General features: G+C 73.6%; 18 protein-coding genes. 2 read left to right on the top strand and 16 right to left on the bottom strand.

Annotated features, from left to right (window positions below; translation table 11 throughout):
* Positions 1-20: 20 nt before the first annotated feature.
* From secA to ahcY, 8 genes are all read right to left on the bottom strand, one after another.
* Positions 21-3,206: a preprotein translocase subunit SecA gene (secA, locus tag PH189_RS14975; RefSeq protein ID WP_274189608.1), complete on the bottom strand. Its 3,186-nt coding sequence runs from the start codon at positions 3,204-3,206 to the stop codon at positions 21-23.
* A gap of 119 nt (positions 3,207-3,325) precedes the next feature.
* A complete protein-coding gene (gene hpf, locus PH189_RS14980; RefSeq protein WP_274189609.1) occupies positions 3,326-4,036 on the bottom strand; it encodes a ribosome hibernation-promoting factor, HPF/YfiA family in 711 nt (236 codons plus the stop codon).
* Positions 4,037-4,267: 231 nt separating this feature from the next.
* The gene (locus PH189_RS14985; protein ID WP_274189610.1) at positions 4,268-5,032 is read right to left on the bottom strand and encodes a ComF family protein; all 765 of its coding nucleotides are present in this window, start codon (positions 5,030-5,032) and stop codon (positions 4,268-4,270) included.
* 89 nt (positions 5,033-5,121) lie between these two features.
* Positions 5,122-6,924 (bottom strand): LpqB family beta-propeller domain-containing protein, encoded by a 1,803-nt coding sequence (locus PH189_RS14990; RefSeq protein WP_274189611.1) that lies wholly within the window; start codon positions 6,922-6,924, stop codon positions 5,122-5,124.
* A gap of 14 nt (positions 6,925-6,938) precedes the next feature.
* Entirely contained in the window at positions 6,939-8,726 is a 1,788-nt protein-coding gene (gene mtrB, locus PH189_RS14995; RefSeq protein WP_417281531.1) for an MtrAB system histidine kinase MtrB, read from the bottom strand.
* Between the two features lie 103 nt (positions 8,727-8,829).
* The gene (mtrA, locus tag PH189_RS15000) at positions 8,830-9,507 is read right to left on the bottom strand and encodes an MtrAB system response regulator MtrA (RefSeq protein WP_274189612.1); all 678 of its coding nucleotides are present in this window, start codon (positions 9,505-9,507) and stop codon (positions 8,830-8,832) included.
* Positions 9,504-10,220 (bottom strand): dTMP kinase, encoded by a 717-nt coding sequence (locus PH189_RS15005; protein WP_274189613.1) that lies wholly within the window; start codon positions 10,218-10,220, stop codon positions 9,504-9,506. Before PH189_RS15005 ends, mtrA begins: the two co-directional genes overlap by 4 nt.
* 128 nt (positions 10,221-10,348) lie before the next feature.
* Positions 10,349-11,833 carry an adenosylhomocysteinase gene (gene ahcY / locus PH189_RS15010; protein ID WP_274189614.1) on the bottom strand — a complete coding sequence of 495 codons (1,485 nt, stop codon included), beginning with the start codon at positions 11,831-11,833 and terminating at the stop codon, positions 10,349-10,351.
* A gap of 529 nt (positions 11,834-12,362) precedes the next feature.
* Here ahcY and PH189_RS15015 point away from each other — a divergent pair.
* On the top strand, positions 12,363-13,997 hold the full coding sequence (locus tag PH189_RS15015; protein WP_274189615.1) for a long-chain fatty acid--CoA ligase: 1,635 nt from the start codon (positions 12,363-12,365) through the stop codon (positions 13,995-13,997).
* 47 nt (positions 13,998-14,044) lie between these two features.
* Here PH189_RS15015 and PH189_RS15020 read toward each other — a convergent pair whose 3' ends face one another.
* From PH189_RS15020 to PH189_RS15050, 7 genes are all read right to left on the bottom strand, one after another.
* Entirely contained in the window at positions 14,045-15,607 is a 1,563-nt protein-coding gene (locus PH189_RS15020) for an amino acid permease (RefSeq protein WP_274189616.1), read from the bottom strand.
* Positions 15,608-15,761: 154 nt separating this feature from the next.
* Positions 15,762-16,724: a cation diffusion facilitator family transporter gene (locus PH189_RS15025; RefSeq protein ID WP_274189617.1), complete on the bottom strand. Its 963-nt coding sequence runs from the start codon at positions 16,722-16,724 to the stop codon at positions 15,762-15,764.
* Positions 16,725-16,771: 47 nt separating this feature from the next.
* Positions 16,772-18,022: a mannose-6-phosphate isomerase, class I gene (gene manA, locus PH189_RS15030; RefSeq protein WP_274189618.1), complete on the bottom strand. Its 1,251-nt coding sequence runs from the start codon at positions 18,020-18,022 to the stop codon at positions 16,772-16,774.
* A gap of 116 nt (positions 18,023-18,138) precedes the next feature.
* Complete coding sequence (locus PH189_RS15035) at positions 18,139-19,263, bottom strand: SIS domain-containing protein (protein ID WP_274189619.1); 1,125 nt, start codon at positions 19,261-19,263, stop codon at positions 18,139-18,141.
* Positions 19,264-19,267: 4 nt separating this feature from the next.
* Complete coding sequence (locus PH189_RS15040; RefSeq protein ID WP_274189620.1) at positions 19,268-19,477, bottom strand: Trm112 family protein; 210 nt, start codon at positions 19,475-19,477, stop codon at positions 19,268-19,270.
* Positions 19,478-19,500: 23 nt separating this feature from the next.
* The gene (locus PH189_RS15045; protein ID WP_274189621.1) at positions 19,501-20,934 is read right to left on the bottom strand and encodes a phosphomannomutase/phosphoglucomutase; all 1,434 of its coding nucleotides are present in this window, start codon (positions 20,932-20,934) and stop codon (positions 19,501-19,503) included.
* 95 nt (positions 20,935-21,029) lie between these two features.
* Positions 21,030-21,500 carry a DUF3499 domain-containing protein gene (locus PH189_RS15050; protein ID WP_274189622.1) on the bottom strand — a complete coding sequence of 157 codons (471 nt, stop codon included), beginning with the start codon at positions 21,498-21,500 and terminating at the stop codon, positions 21,030-21,032.
* A gap of 180 nt (positions 21,501-21,680) precedes the next feature.
* Here PH189_RS15050 and PH189_RS15055 point away from each other — a divergent pair, with 180 nt between their 5' ends.
* On the top strand, positions 21,681-22,088 hold the full coding sequence (locus PH189_RS15055) for a metallopeptidase family protein (RefSeq protein ID WP_274189835.1): 408 nt from the start codon (positions 21,681-21,683) through the stop codon (positions 22,086-22,088).
* Positions 22,089-22,091: 3 nt separating this feature from the next.
* On the opposite strand, the gene PH189_RS15060 is transcribed toward PH189_RS15055, so the two are convergent.
* A complete protein-coding gene (locus PH189_RS15060; RefSeq protein ID WP_274189623.1) occupies positions 22,092-22,478 on the bottom strand; it encodes a VOC family protein in 387 nt (128 codons plus the stop codon).
* Positions 22,479-22,510 lie beyond the last annotated feature (32 nt).

The following is a 22,510-nucleotide window of genomic DNA, read 5'->3' on the forward strand; positions in this document are numbered from 1 at the left end:
GAGCCGGCGGGTCCGGGCCTCTAGCCCGGCGTCCGGGGCGGGGCCCCGTGGCACTGCTTGTACTTGCGGCCCGAGCCGCAGGGGCAGGGCGCGTTGCGCGACGGGGTGTCGGCACGACGGGCCTGCCCGGGGTTGACGCGGGCGGCGCCCCCGCCCGGGTCCGCCGCCGCGTGCCGGGCCGCCTGGCCGTCCTCGTCGGGCCCGATGTAGTCCAGCTGCTGCGGGCGACGCCCGCCGAGCCCCGCGCCCCGGAAGGCCTCGGGCACCGATTCCTGCCCCAGCTGGGACAGCGCCGGACCGGAGGCCGTGGGCGGGCCGACCGCCTCCGGGGCGGAGTGAGCCCCCGAGCGCCGGCCGTCCCGCTGGCCGTTGCGCTGGCCACCACCGGGACGCTGCGACTGCGGCGCGGGCCCGCGACCCGGACGGCCTCGCCCGCCCCGCGCCGCCGGCTGGGCCGCGGCGGGAGGCTGGGCCGCGGCGGGAGGCTGGGCCGCGGCGGGAGGCTGGGCCGGCGCGGCGGGTCCGCGCGGCGGCACCGGGATCGCGCTGGTCGGCGCGCCGGCCACCCGCGGGTCGACCGGCAGCGGGGCGGCGCCCGCCGTGGTCCGCGTCTGGCTGGTGCGCGGGTCGGGGGTGTCCGGGGTGATCGCCGCCTGGACGCTGGTGTCCGTCGTCGGGTTCGCACCGGGCACGGCGTCGACGGGGGCCTGCTCCTCGACCTGGATGGTCAGGTTGAACAGGAACGCGACGGACTCCTCGCGGATGCCCTCCATCATGGAGGTGAACATCTCGAAGCCCTCGCGCTTGTACTCGATCTTGGGATCGCGCTGGGCCATCGCCCGCAGACCGATGCCCTGCTTGAGGTAGTCCATCTCGTAGAGGTGCTCGCGCCACTTGCGGTCGAGCACCGACAGGACGACCTGCCGCTCGAGCTCGCGCATCCCGCCCTGGGGCGCGATGGCGTCGATCTCCTCCTCACGCTTGGCGTAGGCTTCCAGCGCATCGGAGGTGAGGAGCTCGACCAGCATGTCGCGGTCGATGTCCTCCTGCTCCTCGACGAGGTCCTGCCAGCGGACCCCCACGGGGTAGAGCTGGCCCAGGCCCGTCCAGAGCTTGTCGAGGTCCCAGTCCTCGCTGTAGCCCTCGGACGTCGCGCCGTCGACGTAGGCCGTCACGGTGTCGACGATCATGTTCTGGACCTGCTCTGACAGGTTCTCGCCCTCGAGGACCCGGTGGCGCTCGGCGTAGATCACCGTGCGCTGCTGGTTCATGACCTCGTCGTACTCGAGGATGTCCTTGCGGGCCTCGAAGTTCTGCTGCTCGACCTGGGTCTGCGCGCTGCGGATGGCCCGGGAGACCATCTTCGCCTCGATCGGCATGTCCTCGGGCAGGTTGAACCGGGTCATGATCGACTCGACCATCGCGCCGTTGAACCGCCGCATGAGCTCGTCGCCCAGCGACAGGTAGAAGCGCGACTCCCCGGGGTCGCCCTGACGGCCGGAGCGGCCGCGCAGCTGGTTGTCGATGCGCCGCGACTCATGGCGCTCGGTGCCGAGGACGTAGAGCCCGCCGGCCTCCTTGACCTCGACGGCCTCGCGGGACACCTCCTCCTTCACCTCGGCGAGGGTCTCGTCCCACGCCGCCTCGTACTCCTCGCGGGTGTCGACGGGGTCGAGCCCCTTCGCGCGCAGCCGCTGGTCGGCGATGAAGTCGGGGTTGCCGCCGAGCACGATGTCGGTACCGCGACCGGCCATGTTCGTCGCGACGGTGACCGAGCCGCGCCGCCCGGCCTCGGCGATGATCTGCGCCTCCTGCTCGTGGAACTTGGCGTTGAGCACCGAGTGCTCCACACCCCGCGAGGTCAGCAGCTTCGCCAGGTACTCGGAGCGCTCGACGCTGGTGGTGCCGATGAGCACCGGCTGGCCGCGCTCGAAGTGCTCGGCGACGTCGTCGGCCACGGCCTCGAACTTGGCGGGCTCGGTCTTGTAGACGAGGTCCGCCTGGTCGACGCGCCGGGGCGGCTTGTTGGTCGGGATCGTGACCACGCCGAGCTTGTAGGTCTTCGAGAGCTCCGCCGCCTCGGTCTGGGCGGTACCGGTCATCCCGCAGAGCTTCTCGTACTGGCGGAAGTAGTTCTGCAGCGTGATCGTCGCCAGGGTCTGGTTCTCCGGCTTGATCTCGACGCCTTCCTTGGCCTCGATCGCCTGGTGCAGGCCCTCGTTGTAGCGCCGGCCCACGAGTACGCGGCCGGTGAACTCGTCGACGATCAGGACCTCGCCGTCGCGGACGATGTAGTCCTTGTCGCGGAGGAAGAGCTCCTTGACCTTGATCGCGTTGTTCAGGTACCCGACGAGCGGGGTGTTGGCGGCCTCGTAGAGGTTGTCGATGCCCAGCTGGTCCTCGATGAAGGACACGCCGTCCTCGGTGACACCGATCGTCTTCTTGCGCTCGTCCACCTCGTAGTGGACGTCCTTGGTCATCTTCGGGGCGAGCCGCGCGAACTCGGTGTACCAGCGGGCGCTCTGCTCCGCGGGGCCGGAGATGATCAGCGGGGTGCGGGCCTCGTCGATGAGGATCGAGTCGACCTCGTCGACGATCGCGAAGGCGTGGCCGCGCTGGACGCACTCGGCCTTCGACCAGGCCATGTTGTCGCGCAGGAAGTCGAAGCCGAACTCGTTGTTCGTGCCGTAGGTGATGTCGGCCTCGTAGGCCGCGCGCCGGTCGGCGGCCGGCATGCCCGCGAAGATGGCGCCGACCTCGAGGCCGAGGAAGCGGTGCACACGACCCATCCACTGCGAGTCGCGTTGGGCGAGGTAGTCGTTGACCGTGACGACGTGCACGCCCTCCTGGGCGATCGCGTTGAGGTACGCGGGCAGCGTCGAGACCAGGGTCTTGCCCTCGCCGGTGCGCATCTCGGCGACGTTGCCCTCGTGCAGGGCGGCGCCGCCCATGATCTGCACCGGGTAGTGGAACTGGCCCAGCGTGCGGGAGGCGGCCTCGCGGACGACGGCGAAGGCCTCGGGCAGCAGGTCGTCCAGGGACTCGCCGTCGGCGTACCGCTCGCGGAACTCGTCGGTCTTCGCCCGCAGCTCGGCGTCGGTGAGCTCGGCGATCTCGTCGGCGAAGGTGTCGACGTAGTCCGCGATCTTGCCGAGGCGCTTGACCGTCCGAGTCTCACCCGCCCGCAGCAGTCGGTTCAGGACCACGGTGGTGACCTCGCTCGTGCTCGTCGGCGCTCGGGTGCGGGCCGGCCCCGGCGCGCGCACCGGCACGGGCCCGCCCCCATCGTAGGTGCAACGGGGACGGGCCCTGTGTGCCCGTGCCGTCAGGCGAGCGCGATCACCCCGTAGTCGTAGCCGTGTCGGCGGTAGACCACGCTCGGCCGCCCCGTGGCGGCGTCGGCGAACAGGAAGAAGTCGTGGCCGACGAGCTCCATCTGCGACAGGGCGTCGTCCACGCTCATCGGGACCGCGTGGTGCTCCTTGGTCCGCACCACCTGGCCGAGCCGACGCTCGCCGTCCTCCGCGGCGTCGTCCCCGGGTGGGACGTCGTCCTCGGGCTCCCGGGCCGCCGGGACGTCCACGCCCCAGTCGCGACCGTGCGAGTGGCCGTTGGTGGCCGGGTCCGCGGGCTCGAGCAGGTCGGTCGCCGCCCCCGTGGTGCCCTCGAGCTCCTCGGTCACCGAGATCGTGCCGGTCGCCCGGGCCACCGACACCGGGACGCGACGGCCGTGGCTCACACGTCGTCGGTCGTGGGCGCGGCGCAGCCGGGCCTCGAGACGTGCCACGGCCTGGTCGAGCGCAGAGTAGAAGTCGGCGGAGCAGCCCTCGCCGCGCACCACGGGGCCGCGGCCGCGGCCGGTGATCTCCACGCGCTGGCAGCTCTTCGACTGGCGGGGGTTCGGCTCGTGGGAGAGCTGGACCTCCATCCGCACGATCTTGTGGTCGTAGCGCTCGAGACGCGACAACTTGTCGGCCACGTGCTCGCGGAAGTGCTGGGGAACCTCGACGTTGCGTCCACAGAGAACGGTCTCCAAGACGACCTCCCGATCTGGGGGAATACGATGCGCGGCCGTCTCCTCCGAGGAGCTCGGGGCACCCCGTCGTCGGGGCCCGCGACCGCGTCGAACTGCGACGTTCGCGCCTCCTGTCGTTCACCTCGGCGGGTGTGAGGCGTCACCGTAGTGACTCCTGCCGCTCCTGCGGAAGGTCCGATCTGCCCGGGTGCGAGCTTCCGGCGGCTACTCGACCGGACGGTGCGCCCGTGGTCACGGGCACCGGCCGGGTGGGACGGGCGCCGGGTCCGCACCCACCCGGACGAGTGACCGCCGGGCGCGCGGGTCGGCCACGGTGAGCACCACGATCGCGTCCACCGGCCGGCCCGCCGCGGCGAGCAGGCGCGTCGCCGCACGGGCGGTGGCCCCCGTGGTGAGGACGTCGTCGAGCAGCACCACCGCGCATCCCGGCGGCGGCAGGCCCCGCGGACGCAGGCGCAGGTGGCGCGCCAGGTTCTCGGCCCGGGCGGCGGCGTCGAGGCCCACCGCGTCGACGGCCTTCCGGCCGAGCGCGAGCGCCCGGGCGACGCCGGGCACCCCGGGCTCGCTGCGTGCCGCGCCCCGGACGACCGCCCGGGCCAGGCGCAGCACGTGGTCGCCGCCGCGGGCACGCGCCGCGGCGGCACGCGACGGGGCGGGGACGAGCGCCGCGGGCGGGACACCGTGCGCGCGCAGGCCGCCGGCGACGTGCTCCGCGAGCGGCCGGGCGAGCTCGCGCCGACCTCGCTCCTTGTAGGCCAGCAGGGCCTCGCGGGCGCTGCCGCCGTACGGCGCGAGGGCGATCACCGGGGGCAGGCCGGGCAGGTCGAGCAGCGCCGGGCGTCGCCAGCGGTCCCGGCAGCCGGCGCACCAGCGCTCGCCCTCGGCCCCGCAGCCGGGGCAGGGAGCGGGCAGCAGCAGGTCGGCGAGGGCGAGCAGGGCGTGCCGGGCTCGGGGCGCCTGCTTGGCGTGCTGGGCGTGCTGGGCGCGCTGGGGCACCCCGCCAGGCTCGCGCCGGGGGTGCCCCGACGGCCAGGGTCGCGTCCGTGCCTGGGGACGCATCCGGCCGATGGGGACGGACTGCTGCGTCAGCCCGGGTACGCCGGCACGGTGGAGGCGCCGAAGCCCGGCACGGCCTGCCACACGTCGGTGCCGGACCCGCTCTCGCCGCCCAGCGGCAGGGTCCAGGTGCCGCCCTGGTCGGCCACGACGAGGGGGCGCCCGGGGCGTGCCGCGACCGCGGTCACCGGCGGTGTGATGTTGGTGGTCGAGAGGGACTCGAGGTCCAGGCCGTCGACCGAGACCAGCGTGACCGGCCGGTCGGCCCGGTTGCCGACGGCGACGATCTGGTCGGTGCGGGTCCAGCCGACGTCCAACACCTGGTCCAGCGACTCGGGACGCAGCGCCGCGACCGAGCCGAGCCGGGCGTTGCCCGCGCCGTCGCGGGCGATCGCCGCCACGAGCACCCGGCCCCCGGACACGAGCGCCACCCGGGCCCCGTCCGGCGAGATCCGCAGCGCCGACAGCGGCCCGAGCGCCCCCGGCGCCACGGTCACCCCCGCCGCGGCCAGCCCGGTGGCATCGACCGGCAGCGGGCGCACCGCCCCGGGGGGCCCGTCCCGCGTCGCCCGCACGACGGTGGCGCCGTCGGCGACCGACCACACCTCGCTCGAGTCCGGGGTCCACGACGGCCTGGCCAGCGACCGGCCCTCGATGCCGCTCGCGGCGAGCTCCGAGCCGCCGACGCCCGTGAGCAGGCGCATCCGGGGGACCGCCGCGTCGGCGGGCGCCCCGTCCTGCGCCACGAGCGCGACGTTGCCGTCGGCACTCGCCGACGCGGAGGCCGCCCGGTACGTGCCGCGCCCGGCCGGGCCACCCGCGGGCTCCCCGGAGAGCAGGCGCAGGCGCCCGTCGTCGGCGACGAGCACGGGGACGTCGGACTCGCCCGGACCGCCGACGACGGGGTCGACGGGCAGGTCGGGGCGCCGGGCGACCTCGGGCGGCAGGCCGGCGAGCGCGGCGGCGACGTCGACCTCGGGCACGCCGGGCAGCAGGGGTTCGCCGTCGACCAGCAGCTGCACCCGGGGCACCCCGATGCCGGCCAGCGTCAGCGTCACCTGCTGCGCGACGTCGCGGCGCCGGCGGTCGTCGAGGGGGCCGGTGCGGGTGAGGTCGACGACCGCGGTGCCCTCGGGGGTGAGCGAGACGTCGGAGCGGAGCGCGGTGCCGACGGGCAGGGCGCTCACGGCGGCGCCCGCGAGCGACTCCGAGGGGCCGGCGAGCAGGTACTGCATCGTGCGCGTCGGCACCGAGCGCGCCGGGGTGGTGGCCAGGTAGCGGGGGTCGGAGACGGGGCTCGCGCGCTGCGGATCGAGGAACCACGTGCGTACCGGGCGGGTGTTGGCGCGCAGGTCCGAGCGCCGCACGATCGTGCCCGTCGGCAGCGAGGAGATCCGCCACTGGCCGTTCTGCTCGGTCAGCCCGACCTCGACCTCCACGGGGCTCACGCCGGCGTCGAAGACCCCCTCGGGCGTCAGCACCCCGAGCGCGGTCGCCCGGACGCGGACCCGCGCCTCGCCCACGGGCACCGGGCGGTCGACGAACACCGTGTCCACCTGGTCGGACACGACCACCGGGCTGGCCCCGTCGTCCCACGTCCCGGCCGTCGCCGAGGTGAGGAACCCCCGCGCGGCGCGGTGGCGCTCGGCGGTGGCGCCGGAGGCGAGCACCCAGCCCCGGACGGTCTCCAGCGGCCCGGCGTCGCGCGCCGGGCCGGGCGGCGCGGTCGGCTCGGCGGCGTCGCCGACCTGCCGCAGCACGGTGACGTCGGACGAGCCGGGCACCGAGGCGCAGCCGGCCGCGAGCAGCACCGTCAGGAGGAGCAGCACCACCCGGCGCACCCGCGTCACCGGATCACCGAGGACGTGCCCGAGCCCGAGGGCGGTGCGGGATCGGGCAGGGTGGGCTCGGGCAGGGTGGGCTCGGGCAGGGTCGGCTCGGGCATGTCCGCCCCGCCGTTCGTCGTGTCCCCCTCGCCCGCGTCGGCCTCGGGCGGGGGCAGCGCGGTGCCCGTCGTCGGCGCGGCATCGTGGATGCCGGGCTCGGCGGCGGCCGGTGCGGCCGCGACGGGCAGCAGGGGCAGCGGGCTCGTGCGCAGGCGCTCGCCATGGCGCAGCGGCAGCGTGAGGCGGAAGACGGCGCCCTGTTCGACCTCGCCCCAGGCCTGCAGCCAGCCGCCGTGCAGGCGGGCGTCCTCCAGACTGATCGCCAGCCCGAGCCCGGTGCCGCCGCTGCGCCGCTGCCGCGAGGGGTCGGCGCGCCAGAACCGGTTGAACACGAGCCCGGCCTCGCCCGGCTTCAGCCCGACGCCGTGGTCGCGCACCACGACCGCGAACGCGCCCTCGTCGGCGGCCAGGCGCACCTCGATGGGCCGGCCCTCGCCGTGGTCGATGGCGTTGGCGAGCAGGTTGCGCAGGATGCGCTCGACGCGGCGCGGGTCGACCTCGGCGAGGACCTGATCACCCAGGTCGAGCAGCAGCGGGGTGCCCGTGGCCTCGACGAGGTGCCGCACCGTCTCGGCCGACCGTCGCACGATCGCGCCGACGTCGACCTCCTCGAGGCCGAGCTCGGCCATGCCGGCGTCGAGGCGGCTGATCTCCAGCAGGTCGGCGAGCAGCGTCTCGAAGCGGTCGAGCTCGTCGACCAGCAGCTGCGCCGAGCGCGCCGCGGTCACCTCGGCGGGGTCGACCTGGGCGTGCAGGACCTCGGCGGCCATGCGCACGGTGGTCAGCGGCGTGCGCAGCTCGTGGCTGACGTCGGAGGTGAACCGGCGCTGCAGCGCCCCGAACTCCTCGAGCTGGCGGATCTGCGACTGGATGCTCGCCGCCATCTCGTTGTACGACTCCGCGAGCCGGGCCACCTCGTCGTCGCCGTGGACCGGCATGCGTTCGTCGAGATGGCCGTCGGCGAACCGTTCCGCGACGTCGGCGGCCTGGCGCACCGGGCGCACGACCTGGCGGGTGACCACCGACGAGATGCCCGCGAGCAGCACGAGCAGGACCCCGGCGGCGAGCGCGAGCGTGCTCTGGACCAGGGCGAGCGTGCGCTGCTCGGCCGAGAGCGGGAAGAGCAGGTAGAGCTGCAGGTTGCGGCCCGCGGTGCGCACCGGCTGGCCGACGACGAGCGTGGGCACGGGCGCGGCCTGGCCCGCCGAGGCGACGGTGAGGTACTTGGTGGCGAGGAAGCCCTGCAGCACCGGGGCCCGCAACTGCGGCGGGATGACCTCGGCGGGCCCGGCGCTGACCTCCCTCGTGGCCCCGCCCGGCACCGTGGGCAGGGCGCCCGGAGCGCCGGCGCCCACGGTGTCGGAGCCGGCGATGAGCACGGCGTCGAACGCGCCCGCGTCGCTCGTCGGGTCGCTTCCCCGGGCCAGACCGTCCTGGTCGGCACCCTGGCCGCTGGTGGACAGCCGGTCGAGGACGTCGTCGAGCACCGCCTGGGCGCCGTCGCGGTCCGGGTCGATGCGCGCGAGGTCGCGCTCCAGGGCCTGGCGGGCGATGTCCGCCTGGATCAGAGCGGCCTGCTCCTTGCCCTGCACGAGCCGGTCGGCGATCTGGGTCTGCAGCACGAGACCGAGCACGGCCACGACGACCACGGACATGGCCAGCGTCGAGAGCACGACGCGCAGCTGCATCGAGCGCCGCCAGAGCACCCGGACCTGACCCACCCGCTCGGCGGCGAAGCGCTCGAGGCGAAGGCGCAGACCCGTCAGCACGGTGTCCCCCGGCGGCCCGGGCTCAGGGTGGCCCGGCCTTGTACCCGACGCCGCGCACGGTCAGCACGACCTCGGGGTGCTCCGGGTCGATCTCGACCTTGGAGCGCAGCCGCTGCACGTGGACGTTGACCAGCCGCGTGTCGGCCGCGTGCCGGTAGCCCCAGACCTGCTCGAGCAGCACCTCGCGGGTGAACACCTGGCGCGGCTTGCGCGCCAGGGCCACCAGCAGGTCGAACTCGAGCGGCGTCAGCGGGATCGTGCGCCCGTTGCGGCGCACCTGATGGGCCGGGACGTCGATGGTGACGTCGCCGATCTGCATCTGCTCGGCGGGCTCGGCCGGGAACTGGCGCAGGCGCGCGCGGATCCGCGCGACGAGCTCCTTGGGCTTGAACGGCTTGACCACGTAGTCGTCGGCGCCGGACTCCAGACCCAGCACGACGTCCACCGTGTCGGTCTTCGCCGTCAGCATCACGACCGGCACCCCGGACTCGGCCCGGATCGCCCGGCACACGTCGATGCCGTTCATCCCCGGGAGCATGAGATCCAGCAGCACGAGATCCGGCGCGCTCTCCCGCAGCGCCGGCAGCGCCGCCGGTCCGTCGCCGACCACCGTCGTCTCGAATCCCTCGCCCTGCAGGACGATCGTCAACATCTCCGCCAGCGAGGCGTCGTCGTCCACGACGAGAATCCGAGAGGTCATGTCTCAATGGTGTCACTTCTCACCGACGATCCGGGGCCGATGTCGCCCGACGAGCCGGTTCCGAGCCAGTCGGACACCCATGACTCCGCCGTTCGGGTGAGCGAGGCGCGGTCTCCGTCGGTGCCGACCACCGCCCAGGGCGCCAGCCAGGAGCGTTCGACGAGCTGGTCGTACACCGCGGCGCATCGCGCCTGCAGCGCCGCGTCCGCCTCGTAGCCGTCCGGGGCGCGCGTCGGGTCGGCCGCGGCGCGGTCGCGGACGCGCTGCGCGGCGAGCTCCCCGGGGACCCGGACGAGCACGTGCGCGTCCGGCGCCGGCACCCCGAGACGGCCGATCTCGAGGGCGTGCACCCAGGCCACGAACGGCCCGTCGACGTCCTCGCCGCACCGGGCCGCCCCGTACGCGGCGTTGGAGGCGACGTAGCGGTCGACGAGCACGAGATCGTGCTCCTCGCGCGCGGCCTGCAGCGGGACCGCGGCGCCGGCCCGGTCGAGCGCGAAGAGCACGGCCATCGCGTGGATCGAACCGCGCAGGTCGCCGTGCCCGCCGTGCAGCGCCTCGCCGGCGAGCGCGGCGTGCACGTCGGCGTCGTAGCGGGGGAACGCGAACGCCCCGACCGTCGCCCCGCGGGCGCGGGCGGCATCGGCGAGCGCGGCGACCAGCGTCGCCTTGCCCGCTCCGTCGAGCCCCTCGACGGCCACCACGACACCCACCGTGGCACCTTATGCGCGCCCCCGGAACGACCGAAGGGCACCTCCACCCGCATAGAGCGGGCGAAGGTGCCCTTCGGTCAGAACGTCACGCGGTCACGCGACCGCCGGGTCGCGCTTCGCGCGGCGGACTAGTAGCGGTAGTGATCCGGCTTGTACGGGCCCTCGACGTCGACGCCGATGTACTCGGCCTGCTCCTTGGTGAGCTTGGTCAGCTCCGCGCCGAGCGCCTCGACGTGGACCTTCGCGACCTTCTCGTCCAGGTGCTTCGGCAGGCGGTAGACGCCGATCGGGTACTCGTCCGGCTTGGTCCAGATCTCGATCTGCGCGATCGTCTGGTTGGCGAACGAGTTCGACATGACGAAGCTCGGGTGCCCGGTGGCGTTGCCGAGGTTCAGCAGCCGGCCCTCGGACAGCAGGATGATCGAGTGGCCGTCCTCGAACTTCCACTCGTCGACCTGCGGCTTGATGTTGATGCGGTTCGCACCGGACTTCTCGAGCTTCTCGACCTGGATCTCGTTGTCGAAGTGGCCGATGTTGCCCAGGATCGACTGGTGCTTCATCCGCTTCATGTGCTCGAGGGTGACGATGTCCTTGTTGCCGGTCGTCGTGATGACGATGTCGGCCTCCTCGATGACGTTCTCGAGGGTGTTGACGTCGTAGCCCTCCATCAGCGCCTGGAGCGCGCAGATGGGGTCGGACTCGGTGACGGTGACGCGCGCGCCCTGGCCGCGCAGCGACTCGGCGGAGCCCTTGCCGACGTCGCCGAAGCCGCAGATGACGGCCTTCTTGCCCGAGATCAGCACGTCGACGGCGCGGTTGATGCCGTCGATGAGCGAGTGGCGGCAGCCGTACTTGTTGTCGAACTTCGACTTGGTGACCGAGTCGTTGACGTTGATCGCCGGGAAGAGCAGCTTGCCCTCGTTGAAGAACTCGTACAGGCGGTGGACGCCCGTCGTGGTCTCCTCGGTGACGCCCTTGATGCCCGACGCGACCTTGGTCCAGTGCTGGCTGTCGTTCTCGAGGCTGCGACGCAGCGTGGCCAGCACGACCTGGTACTCGGCCGGGTCGTCCATCTCGGTGGTCGGCACGACGCCGGCCTTCTCGAACTCGACACCCTTGTGGACGAGCATGGTGGCGTCGCCACCGTCGTCCAGGATCATGTTCGGGCCGCGGGTGTCGGCGTCCTTCCACGCGAGCATCTGCTCGGCGCACCACCAGTACTCCTCCAGCGACTCGCCCTTCCAGGCGAAGCAGGAGATGCCCTGGGGCTTCTCGGCGGTCCCGTGCGGGCCGACGACGACCGCGGCGGCGGCGTGGTCCTGCGTGGAGAAGATGTTGCAGGAGGCCCAGCGGACCTCCGCGCCCAGCTCGACCAGGGTCTCGATCAGGACGGCGGTCTGCACCGTCATGTGCAGCGAGCCGGAGATCCGGGCGCCGTGCAGCGGCTTCGCCTCGGAGTACTCGCGGCGCAGGGCCATCAGGCCCGGCATCTCGTGCTCGGCGAGGCGGATCTCGCGGCGCCCGAAGTCGGCCTCGCCGAGATCGGCGACGGCGAAATCGATGCCGTTGCGCGTGTCGTGCTTCTGGTCGACGGTGCCTACTGCGTTCGTCATGACTCCCTCTGGTCGGTGATCGTTGGACCGTGCGAACCGGTCCCGAGTCCGTGAACGTCCGGGTGTCGCCGTCGCTCGCTCATCGCGCGGGCGGAAGGACGGCACGCCGGGGCACGAGGACTCAGAACACGCTTCATCACCATCCGCAGGCGCCCTTGCGAAGGTACGGACCACTACCGAGCGTGGCGGACAGGCCGTGGAGAAGAACCTCAGCCGTCCGTTGCAGCGCCACTCGGCAGCTCCCGTTCGCACCAGGTGTGCGATCGATGCCGTGGACCAAGTCCAGCACAGGCCCCATACCCGGTCAACCGCGACGGGCCGGGGCCGGGCCGCTCCGGCGCCGACCGTCCGTACGGTGACCCGCGTTCGCGCAGGTCGCGACCGCTGCGCCGCCGTACGGGTCACCCGGGTCACACGTTCCGGCGCGCAAGGTGATCAGCCGTCGGCCGATCCCGGCGAGCGGGCGACGCCGCGCGGGATCGCCGTAGGATGTGTGACCGCGACAACACCGATCAGGGAGGCCCCGCCAGTGCTCGGTCAGATGCAGGACTACCCCCTCGCCCTGCCCCACGTCTTCCACCGCGCGGAGCAGCTCTTCGGCCACAAGCCGATCACCGGCGTGGGTGCGGGTGGCTCGGTGCACCGCGGTGACTACGCGTCCTGGGCCGTCCGGGTCCGTCGTGCCGCCGCCGCCCTCGACGCCCTCGGCGTCTCTCCCGAGGGCCGCGTCGGCACCTTCTGCTGGAACAGCCCGGCGCACCTCGAGCTCTACTTCGCGGTGCCGTGCAGCGGGCGGGTGCTGCACACCCTCAACATCCGGCTGTTCACCGAGCAGCTGATCTACATCGCGAACCACGCGGAGGACGAGGTCGTCTTCGTGGACCGCTCGCTGTTCGGTCAGTTCTGGCCGCACATCGACCAGATGGAGACGGTCCGCAAGGTGATCGTCATCGACGACGGCGCCGACGTCACGATCCCCGACGACGAGCGCATCTCCGACTACGACACCCTGCTCGACTCCGTCGAGCCCCACGAGGGCCGGTTCCACGTCGCGGACGAGAACCAGGCCGCGGCGATGTGCTACACGTCGGGCACCACCGGCAACCCGAAGGGCGTCGTCTATTCGCACCGCTCGACGGTGCTGCACTCGATCGCGGTGCTCATGGCCGACGTGGCCGGGCTCGTCGAGCGCGACGTCCTGCTCCCGATCGTGCCGATGTTCCACGCGAACGCCTGGGGCACGCCGTACGCGGCGGTGTTCGCCGGCTCGTCGCTGGTCATGCCCGGTCCGAACATGACGCCCAAGGCCATCGCCGGCATCCTGCGCGACCACCACATCACGGTCACCGCGGGCGTCCCGACGATCTGGATGGGCGTGCTGCCCGAGCTCTCCGAGGGCGACCTACCCGACCTGCGCCTGCTGCTCTGCGGCGGGTCCGCGGTACCGAAGTCGCTGTCCGAGGCGTGGCGCGCGAAGATCGGGCTGCCGATCACGCAGGCCTGGGGCATGACCGAGACCAGCCCGATCGCCACCACCGGGGTCCTCAAGAGCGTCCACGACGGCCTGTCCGACGACGAGCTCGCCGACGTCCGCGCGACGGCGGGCACCCCCTCGCCGCTGGTCGACCTGCGCATCTGCGACCCCGACTCGGGCGAGGTGCTCCCGTGGGACGGCGAGACCTCCGGCGAGCTGCAGGCCGCCGGGCCCTGGATCGCCGCGTCGTACTACCGCAACGAGGACGGCGGCAAGCAGTACACCGAGGACGGCTGGCTCAAGACCGGTGACGTCGCGGTGATCGACCGCTACGGCTACGTCAAGCTCGTCGACCGCACCAAGGACCTCGTGAAGTCCGGCGGCGAGTGGATCTCGTCGGTCGACCTCGAGAACGAGATCATGTCGCTCGAGGGCGTCGCGGAGGCCGCGGTCATCGCGATCCCGGACGAGAAGTGGTCGGAGCGCCCGCTCGCCTGCGTCGTCCCGAAACAGGGCGTCGAGCTCACCCGCGAGGCGGTGCTCGAGCACATCGCCTCGCGCGTCGCCAAGTGGCAGGTGCCCGACGACGTGGTGTTCATCGACGAGGTGCCCAAGACCTCCACCGGCAAGTTCTCGAAGAAGACGCTGCGGGAGAAGTTCGCGGGTCACCAGGCGCCGGCGAAGGCCTGACCGGAGGCCCGCCGGCAGTCGTGACGACCGCCGGCGGGGCCGTCCGATCAGCCGGGCTCGGTCTGCCGCGCGGCCGGGCCGGCCGGGCCGCCCGGGTTGGTGACCGAGGACTCCTCCCCGCGCTCCCGCTTGCCGAGCACGGAGTTCCGGCGGGAGTAGGCGAAGTAGATCACGACGCCGAGGACCATCCAGACGATGAACCGGATCCACGTCTCGACGGTCAGGTTCAGCATCAGCCAGAGGCAGCTGAGCACCGCGAGGGTGGCCACCAGCGGCAGGGCCTTGACCGTGAAGGTCCGGTGCAGGTCGGGCCGGTTGCGCCGCAGGTAGACCGTCCCGACCGCGACCAGGATGAAGGCGAACAGCGTGCCGATGTTGACCATCGACTCGAGCTCGTCGATCGGGAAGAAGCCGGCCAGCACGGCGCAGAGCGCACCGATGATGATCGTGATGGTCACCGGGGTGCCCCGGGAGCCCGTCTGGGCGAGGCCGCGGGGGAGCAGCCCGTCGCGGCTCATCGCGTAGAACACCCGGCTCTGGCCGAGCATGAGCACCATGACCACGGTGGTGAGGCCGGCCAGGGCACCGATGGAGATGATCGTGGACGCCCAGTTCGCGCCGACGAGCGTGAACGCCGTGGCCAGCGTCGCGCTCTCCTCGCTGCCGGGCGGCGTGGCCAGCTGGGTGTAGTTGACCATGCCCACCAGCACCAGCGAGACGGCGACGTAGAGCACGGTGACGACGCCGAGGGAGCCGAGGATCCCGCGGGGCAGGTCCTTCTGCGGGTTCCTGGTCTCCTCCGCGGTGGTGGAGACCGCGTCGAAGCCGATGAAGGCGAAGAAGACCAGGGACGCGCCGGCCAGCAGGCCGTAGATGCCGAAGGTCGAGCCCTCGCTGCCCGCGATCAGCGACAGCAGCGACGCGTCGGCCCCGCCACCGCTCTCCTGCTCGCCCCCGGGCGGCGGGATGAACGGGGTGTAGTTCGCGGCCTGCACGTAGAAGAGCCCGACGACGATGACGAGCAGCACCACGAGCACCTTGATCGAGGTGATGATCGTCGAGACCCGGCTCGAGAGCTTGATCCCGAGCACGAGGACCACCGTGAGGCCGGCGATGACCAGCACGGCGCCCCAGTCGAACGTCACCGGACCCAGCTCGAGGGACGCGGAGGTGCTGCTGCCCCCGAACAGCTCGCCCAGGTACTGCGCCCAGCTCTTGGACACCACCGCGGCACCGAGGGCGTACTCGAGGATGAGGTCCCAGCCGATGATCCAGGCGATGAACTCGCCGAACGTGGCGTAGGAGAACGTGTAGGCACTGCCCGCCACCGGCACCGTCGAGGCGAACTCGGCGTAGCAGAGGCCGGCGAACCCGCAGGCGATCGCGGCGATGACGAACGAGATGGCGATGGCCGGGCCGGTGATGTCCCCGGCTACGCGCGCGGTGATGGTGAAGATGCCGGCGCCGATGAGCACCGCGACGCCGAAGACGGTGAGGTCGAAGGCGCCGAGCTCGCGGCGGAGCTTGCTGCCCGGCTCGTCGGTGTCGGCGATGGACTGCTCCACCGACTTGGTCCGGAAGAGCCCGCCTTGCGGCTGGGTCGACGTCATGGGCACTCCTGAAGGTCCGACCGGTCCGTCCGTCATGATCCGGGGGGTCGGCGGCACCTTACGCCCGCAGACCCCCGGTATGACGACGGAGACGACCAGATCCGTGACGGCGAGTTCACCTCGCTGCGCCGGCAGGACGCAGCGGCTCGGCCGGTCAGCCCGCGCGGTCCGGCGTCGGGTCGAGCGCCTCGCCGACCGGGGAGCCGTCGGACCGGTCGAGGTCGGGCTCGAGGTAGACCAGCCGGGCCTCGGGCACCGCGTCGCGCAGGCGCGCCTCGGCGTGGTCGATCGCCTCGGCGACCGTCTCGGTCGGCAGCGAGGACGACACGGCGATCTTGGCGGCGACCAGCAGCTCCTCGGGACCGAGGTACTGGGTGCGCAGGTGGATCACCCGCTCGACGGGCCCGCCGACGAGTGCGCCGGTGATCGTGCGGACCAGCGGCGCCGACGCGCCCTCGCCGATGAGCAGGCTCTTCGTCTCGACGATGAGGATGACCGCGATGACGCCCAGCAGGACGCCGATGCTGATCGTCCCGATCGCGTCGAAGACGACGTCGCCGGTCAGGACCGACAGCCCGACGCCCGCGAGGGCCAGGACCAGACCGATGAGGGCGCCGAAGTCCTCGAGGAGGACGACGGGCAGTTCGGGGTTGACCGAGGTGCGGATGAAGCCCCACCACGACTGGTCGCCCTTGAGCTCCCGCGACTCCTTGATGGCGGTGCGGAAGCTGTAGGTCTCCAGGGCGATGGCGACGACGAGGATGGCCACGGCGACGAACGGGCTGGTGAGGTCCTCGGAGCCCGCCGTGAGCTTGTGGATGCCCTCGTAGAGGGCGAACACCGAGCCGAGGCTGAAGATCAGCAGCGCCACGATGAACGAGTAGAAGAAGCGGTCGCGCCCGTAGCCGAAGGGGTGCTCCCGGTCGGCATCGCGCCGCGCGCGCTTCCGTCCGAACAGCAGGAGCCCCTGGTTGCTCGTGTCGGCCACCGAGTGCACGCCCTCGGCGAGCATCGAGGACGAGCCCGTGATCGCGAAGCCGACGAACTTGGCGACGGCGATGCCGGCGTTGGCGGCGAGCGCGGCGACGATCGCCTTGCCGCCTCCGGATGCGGACACGGGAAGCCTCCAGGGGATGGACCGGGCGTGTGGGGTCGCCGTGAAGGCTAACCCCCGCGACCGGAGAGCCCGTCGGCCGCCGCGAAGGCCAGCGCCGGGCCGTCGACCGGGGCGATCGTCACCGGGCCGTCGCAGGCCGGGATCCAGGCCGCGGACCCCTGCGACACCTCGTGGCACCGTCCGCCCGCCGTGCGCAGCCGCACCGAGCCGCGCACGGTGACCACGATCCGCGGGCCCTCCAGGCCGAGGTCGGCGGGTTCGGCTCCCGCCTCGTCGATGGCCGCCTCGTCGAGGTGCCCCTCCTCGAAGTCACAGCGGGCGAGGGTGAAGAACTCCGACGGCGCGTAGCGGGTGACCGGACCCTTGCCCTCGCCGCGCAGCAGCGTCGGCAGGCCCGGCGCGAAGTCGAGCACCCGCAGCAGCTCGGGCACGTCGACGTGCTTCGGGGTCAGCCCGCAGCGCAGGACGTTGTCGGAGTTGGCCATCAGCTCGACGCCGGCACCCGACAGGTAGGAGTGCGGCGAGCCCGCCGGCTGGTAGAGGCACTCCCCCGGCGCGAGCGTCACCCGGTTGAGCAGCAGCGCCGCGAGCACCCCGGCGTCGCCGGGGTAGCGCTCGCCGAGGTCGAGCAGGGTCCGCGCCTCGCCGGTGAACTCGCCGCGGGCGCGGACGTGGGCGACGCAGCCGTCGAGCAGCGCGGGCACCAGCTCGTCGACCGCCCGCTGGGGCAGCGTGATCCACGTGGTGAACACCGCGCGCAGGCCGTCGCCGTCGGGCTGGGCGGCGAGCAGGCCGGTGTGGTGCTCGAGCGCGCGCACGTCGAGCGCCTGCAGCAGCCGCACGGTCGTCGCGGCCTCCCGGAACCCGGCGAGGGCGTGGAACTCGGTGAGCGCGCAGAGCAGCTCGGGCTTGGGCAGCGGGTCGGGGTAGTTGCGCTCGGCGGCCGTGCGGGGCACGCCCGCGGCCTCCTCGCGGGCCCAGCCGGCGGCCGCCTGCTCCGCCGACGGGTGGGCCTGCAGGCTCAGGGGCTCCTCGGCGGCGAGCACCTTGAGCAGGTAGGGCAGCCGGTCGGACCACCGCTCGCGGCGCTCCGGGCCCAGCCCGCCCGCCGGGTCCTCGGCCAGCGCGTCGGCCAGGTTCGTCCCGCGGCCCGTCAGCTGCGACGGCTCGTCGCGGTGCGCGCCGAGCCACAGCTCGGCCTGCGGGTGGGGTGAGGGGACCTCCTCGCCGAGCAGCTCGGCCAGGTGCGTGCGGGAGCCCCACGCGTACGTGCGCACGCTGCCCCTGAGGGTCTCCACGACGGTCGGGCCTCTCTGGTCGGGACGGGGGGCTGGTCGGAGGGGGGCTGGTCGGAGGGGGCCGGTCGGAGGGGGCTGGTCGGAGGGGGCTGGTCGGAGGGGGTCCGGGCGCCGACTCAGCCGGTGTGGACGCCCGGCGCCCGCGCTCCGAGCGCGAGGCCGAGGTACACCGCGGTGAAGTCGAGCCGGGTGGCCAGCACGGCCGCGCGCATCGCGTCCGGGACGGGGCCCTCGCCGGCCAGGTCGACATCGTCGATCTCCAGCACGTCGGCCCCCGGGTGACGGGCACCGACGTCGGCGACCAGCCGCCGCACCGCGAGATCCTCGCGGGCGGCCAGCAGCACCAGCCGCGGCGGCGGTGCCGCCGGGGACGGGTCGTCGAAGGGGTCGGCGAAGATCGACGCCTCCCCGGAGGTCTCCTGGAGCCGGGCCCGCAGCGCCGGCTGGGTGGTCGCGGCGGCCACCGAGGTGGCCTGGGCGACGACTCCGGCGTGCGTGGCCAGCACCGTCGCGCCGTACCCCGCGAGCAGGGCGGCCACCGGGTCGGCGCCCCACAGCAGCGGCGTGCGCTCGGCCAGGCGCAGCGCGAGGCTCTTCGCCGGGTTGACGAACGCCTCGCCGCGCGGTCCGTCGCGCTCCGCCTCGGCGTCGAGCCGGTCGGCGAGCACGTCGAGGTCGAGGTCGAGCAGCTCGAGCGCCCGGGCGACGGCGAGGCCGGCGGCCAGCACCGTCGCGGTGTCGAGGCCGTCGAGGTCCTCCCCCGGCACGCCGAGCGACATCCGGGGCACGACGGCGAGGGCCCGTCCGGCGCCCGCGGCGGCCGCCGGCCCCTCGCCCGGGCCGGCGAGCACGACGTGGGCCCCGCGGCGCACGGCGCGGTGCACCGACTCGGCCACGTCCGCCTCGACCGGGTCGCCCTCGCGTCCGCGATGGGTGGCCACGACGACGTCGAGCGGCCCCAGCCACGGCGGGGCCACCCCGGTGACGATCACCGGGAGCGGGGCCGTCGGCGTCAGGAGCGCGGCGAGCAGGCGGCACGCGGACTCGGTGGTGCCCGGGCGGGTCAGCAGGATCAGCGCGCGGGGGCGCAGGCCGGCGAGCTCGTCGGGCACCCCGACGTCGCGGGCGGCCGCCCACGTCGCGCGTACCTGGGCGCCCGCGGTCGCCACCGCGCGCAGCACCCCGTCGTGGTCGGCGGCGAGCAGGCGCGGCTCGTCGGAGAGAAGGGCGTCGTCGAGCACGCGCTCACCCCTGCACTGCGGTGGCCGGTCCCCCGGTCGCCTCGGACAACAGCAGGACCGGGATGCCGTCGGTGACCGGGTAGCGCCGGTCGCACGACGTGCAGGTCAGGGCCGCGGCCTCGGGGTCGTCGGGCGTCCCGGGGCGCAGCGTGCCGTGGTCGGGCGCGGGGCACGCCAGGATGTCGAGCAGGTCGGGGTCCAGGCCGAGCGGCATCGGGATCTCCTCTGAAGTGCGGATCAGCCGCGCACGAGCGCGAGGACCTCGTCGCGCAGCGCGGCGACGGCCTCGTCGTCGGCGGCCTCGACGTTGAGCCGCAGCAGGGGCTCGGTGTTGGACGGGCGGAGGTTGAACCAGCTGTTGTCCGGCAGCACGACGGTGAGACCGTCGAGGTCGTCGGTGGTGACGCCGTCCCGGGCCCCGAAGTCCTGCTCCACCTCCGCCATCGCGGCGGCGGCGTCGGCGACCGTCGAGTTGATCTCGCCGGAGGCCGCGTAGCGGTCGTACTGCGCCATCAGCTCGGACAGCGGCTTGTCCTGCTCCCCCAGCGCGGCCAGCACGTGCAGGGCGGCGAGCATCCCCGAGTCGGCGCGCCAGAAGTCGCGGAAGTAGTAGTGCGCCGAGTGCTCACCACCGAAGACCGCACCGGTGTCGGCCATCGTCGCCTTGATGAACGAGTGGCCCACACGGCTGCGCACGGGCGTCCCGCCGGCCTCGCCCACGATCTCGGGCACGGCGCGCGAGGTGATGAGGTTGTGGATGACGGTCGAGCCCGGGTGCTTCGCGAGCTCCCGCGTCGCCACGAGCGCGGTGATCGCACTCGGGCTCACCGCGTCGCCCTTCTCGTCGACCAGGAAGACGCGGTCGGCGTCACCGTCGAAGGCGAGCCCCGCGTCGACGCGGCCGAGGGTGACCACCTTGCGCTGCAGGTCGACGAGGTTCTCCGGGTCCAGCGGGTTCGCCTCGTGGTTGGGGAACGAGCCGTCGAGCTCGAAGTACAGCGGCTCGATCTCGAGCGGTAGCGGGTCCATCACCGCGGGCACCGTGTACCCGGCCATGCCGTTGCCGGCGTCGACGACGAGCGACATCGAGCGGATGCCGGAGAGGTCGACCAGCGAGCGCAGGAAGGCCGCGTAGTCGGCGAGCATGTCGCGGTGGCCGACCGTGCCGCGCGCGTGGGCGTCACCCGCCACCGCGCCGGCTCCGCGGTCGAGCAGCGCGGCGATCTCGTCGAGCCCGGTGTCCTGGCCGACGGGCGACGCCCCGGCCCGGCAGAGCTTGATGCCGTTGTAGCTCGCCGGGTTGTGGCTGGCGGTGAACATGGCGCCGGGCATCTCGAGGGCGCCGGACGCGTAGTACATCATGTCCGTGCTGGCCAGGCCGATGTGGACGACGTCGACCCCGAGCGCCGTGACGCCCTCGGCGAACGCCTCCGCGAGCCCCGGGGAGGACTCGCGCATGTCGTGCGCGACGACGACCGCCCCGCCCCCGCCGAGGCCCGAGCCGCTGCCGTCCGCCTGCTCGTCGAGCAGGATGCGCGCGTAGGCCGAGCCGACGTCACGCACGAAGGTCTCGTCGAGCTGGGAGCCCACGAGACCGCGGATGTCGTAGGCCTTGACGACCTGGTCGATCACCTGGGCACGGTCCGGGGTCGTGTCCGCTGCAGTGGCCACGCCCCGAGCCTATCGGCCGGTGCCGGGGGGCTGCGCCCGCCGGGCGGGCACCTCCGTCGAACGGTGCCCCGATCCGCGGTGTGCGGGAGAGCTCCTCAGGAGCCGGCGGGGTCGGGCAGGACGCGGAGGTGGCCGCGACGGCCCGTGGAGCCGGCGGGCATGCCCGCCGCGAGGCCCGGCGGCATGGCGGCGGGGGAACCCGGGGACAAGGTCGCGGCCGATCCCGAGGCGGCGGCTGCGCCGCGGCCCGCGGTGATCCGCGTGCGTCCGTCGCGGCTCTCCTCCAGCGGGCGGTCGGCCCGCCCGGCCTCCCGGACCGCCTCGGCGAGGGCGGTGAGGTCGTCGGCGGAGGGCTCGGCCGGGAACTCGCCCTCGTACCGGACGACCTCCCATCCGCGGGGGGCGGTCAGACGCACGGCGTGTCGCTCGCAGAGGTCGTAGGAGTGCGGTTCGGCGCTCGTCGCCAGCGGCCCGACCACGGCGGTCGAGTCCGAGTAGACATAGGTCAGGGTGGCCACGGCCGCGTGACCACACCCGGTCCGTGAGCACTTCCGCACTCCTCGCACGGACCGAACGATAGCCCGGTCGCCCGCATTGATCGTGCAGGCGCGCGGGGCGCGTCGGCCCCGTGGGGGTGAGGCCCGCGTAGGCTCCGGACCGTGACGAGGAGCGCGAGCCGTCGGGGCCCCACCCCGTCGTCCGGGGCGCGCCGGCGGCGCCGTGACCGGCGAGGACGCGGCCTGCGGATGCCGCTCTACCCGTCGGGCTCCCCCGCCGCCCGCACGCGCGCCGAGCGGTTCGACGCCCTCGTGCTCGAGGCCCTCGAGCCGATCGAGGAGCGCTGGAGCACCGAGCTCGCGGATCTCGACGTGGCCGTGGACGACGTCCCCGAGGTGCCGTCGGGCTCCGAGCGCTCGCCGGTGGAGGACGACGCGGTGCTCGGCGACGGCGAGGTGCCGCTCGCGCGCCTCGTCCCCGCGGGCATGGATCGCCGCGGCGCGGTGACCCGCGCTCGCATCGTGCTCTACCGCCGCCCGCTCGAGGCGCGCGCGCTCGACGGCGAGGACCTCGCCGACCTGCTGCACGACGTGCTCGTCGAGCAGGTGGCGGGCTACCTGGGCGTCGAGCCCGACACCATCGCCGGCGAGGAATAGGCGCTAGAAGCTGTGGTGGACGGCTTCGACGTTGTGGCCGTCGGGGTCGCGCAGGAAGACCGCGTAGTAGCCCGGGTGGTACTCGGGGAAGATCCTCGGCGCGTGGAGCACCTCGGCGCCGTGCGCCAGGGCCGCCTCGTGCACCGCGTCCACCGCCGCGCGGTCCGGGGCCGCGAACGCGACGTGAAGCTCCTGCTCCACCGCGCCGCCCGGGGCGAGCCAGAAGCCGGCGTGGCCGCCGCCCGTGGACAGGCCGACCACCTCCGGGGCACCGGGCGGGCCGGTGGGGATCCGGACGGCCACCGCCATGCCGAGCGGGGCGAAGGCGGCGGTGTAGAAGGCGACGGAGGTCTCGACGTCGCCGCTGGGGAAACCGAGGTGGTCGAACACGGTCGTGACCCTAGGGGTGACCCCCGACACCG

The sequence above is a fragment of the Actinomycetospora chibensis genome (genome assembly GCF_028737215.1).
Taxonomy (GTDB): Bacteria; Actinomycetota; Actinomycetes; order Mycobacteriales; family Pseudonocardiaceae; genus Actinomycetospora; species Actinomycetospora chibensis.

Coding starts and splice junctions, on each gene's coding strand:
- mtrB (WP_417281531.1), bottom strand. CDS start 8,726: ATGCAGCTGCGCGTCGTGCTCTCGACGCTGGCCATGTCCGTGGTCGTC.
- mtrA (WP_274189612.1), bottom strand. CDS start 9,507: ATGACCTCTCGGATTCTCGTCGTGGACGACGACGCCTCGCTGGCGGAG.
- ahcY (WP_274189614.1), bottom strand. CDS start 11,833: ATGACGAACGCAGTAGGCACCGTCGACCAGAAGCACGACACGCGCAAC.
- PH189_RS15020 (WP_274189616.1), bottom strand. CDS start 15,607: ATGACGTCGACCCAGCCGCAAGGCGGGCTCTTCCGGACCAAGTCGGTG.
- PH189_RS15040 (WP_274189620.1), bottom strand. CDS start 19,477: ATGCCGCTCGGCCTGGACCCCGACCTGCTCGACATCCTGGCGTGCCCC.
- PH189_RS15055 (WP_274189835.1), top strand. CDS start 21,681: ATGCCGCTCTACCCGTCGGGCTCCCCCGCCGCCCGCACGCGCGCCGAG.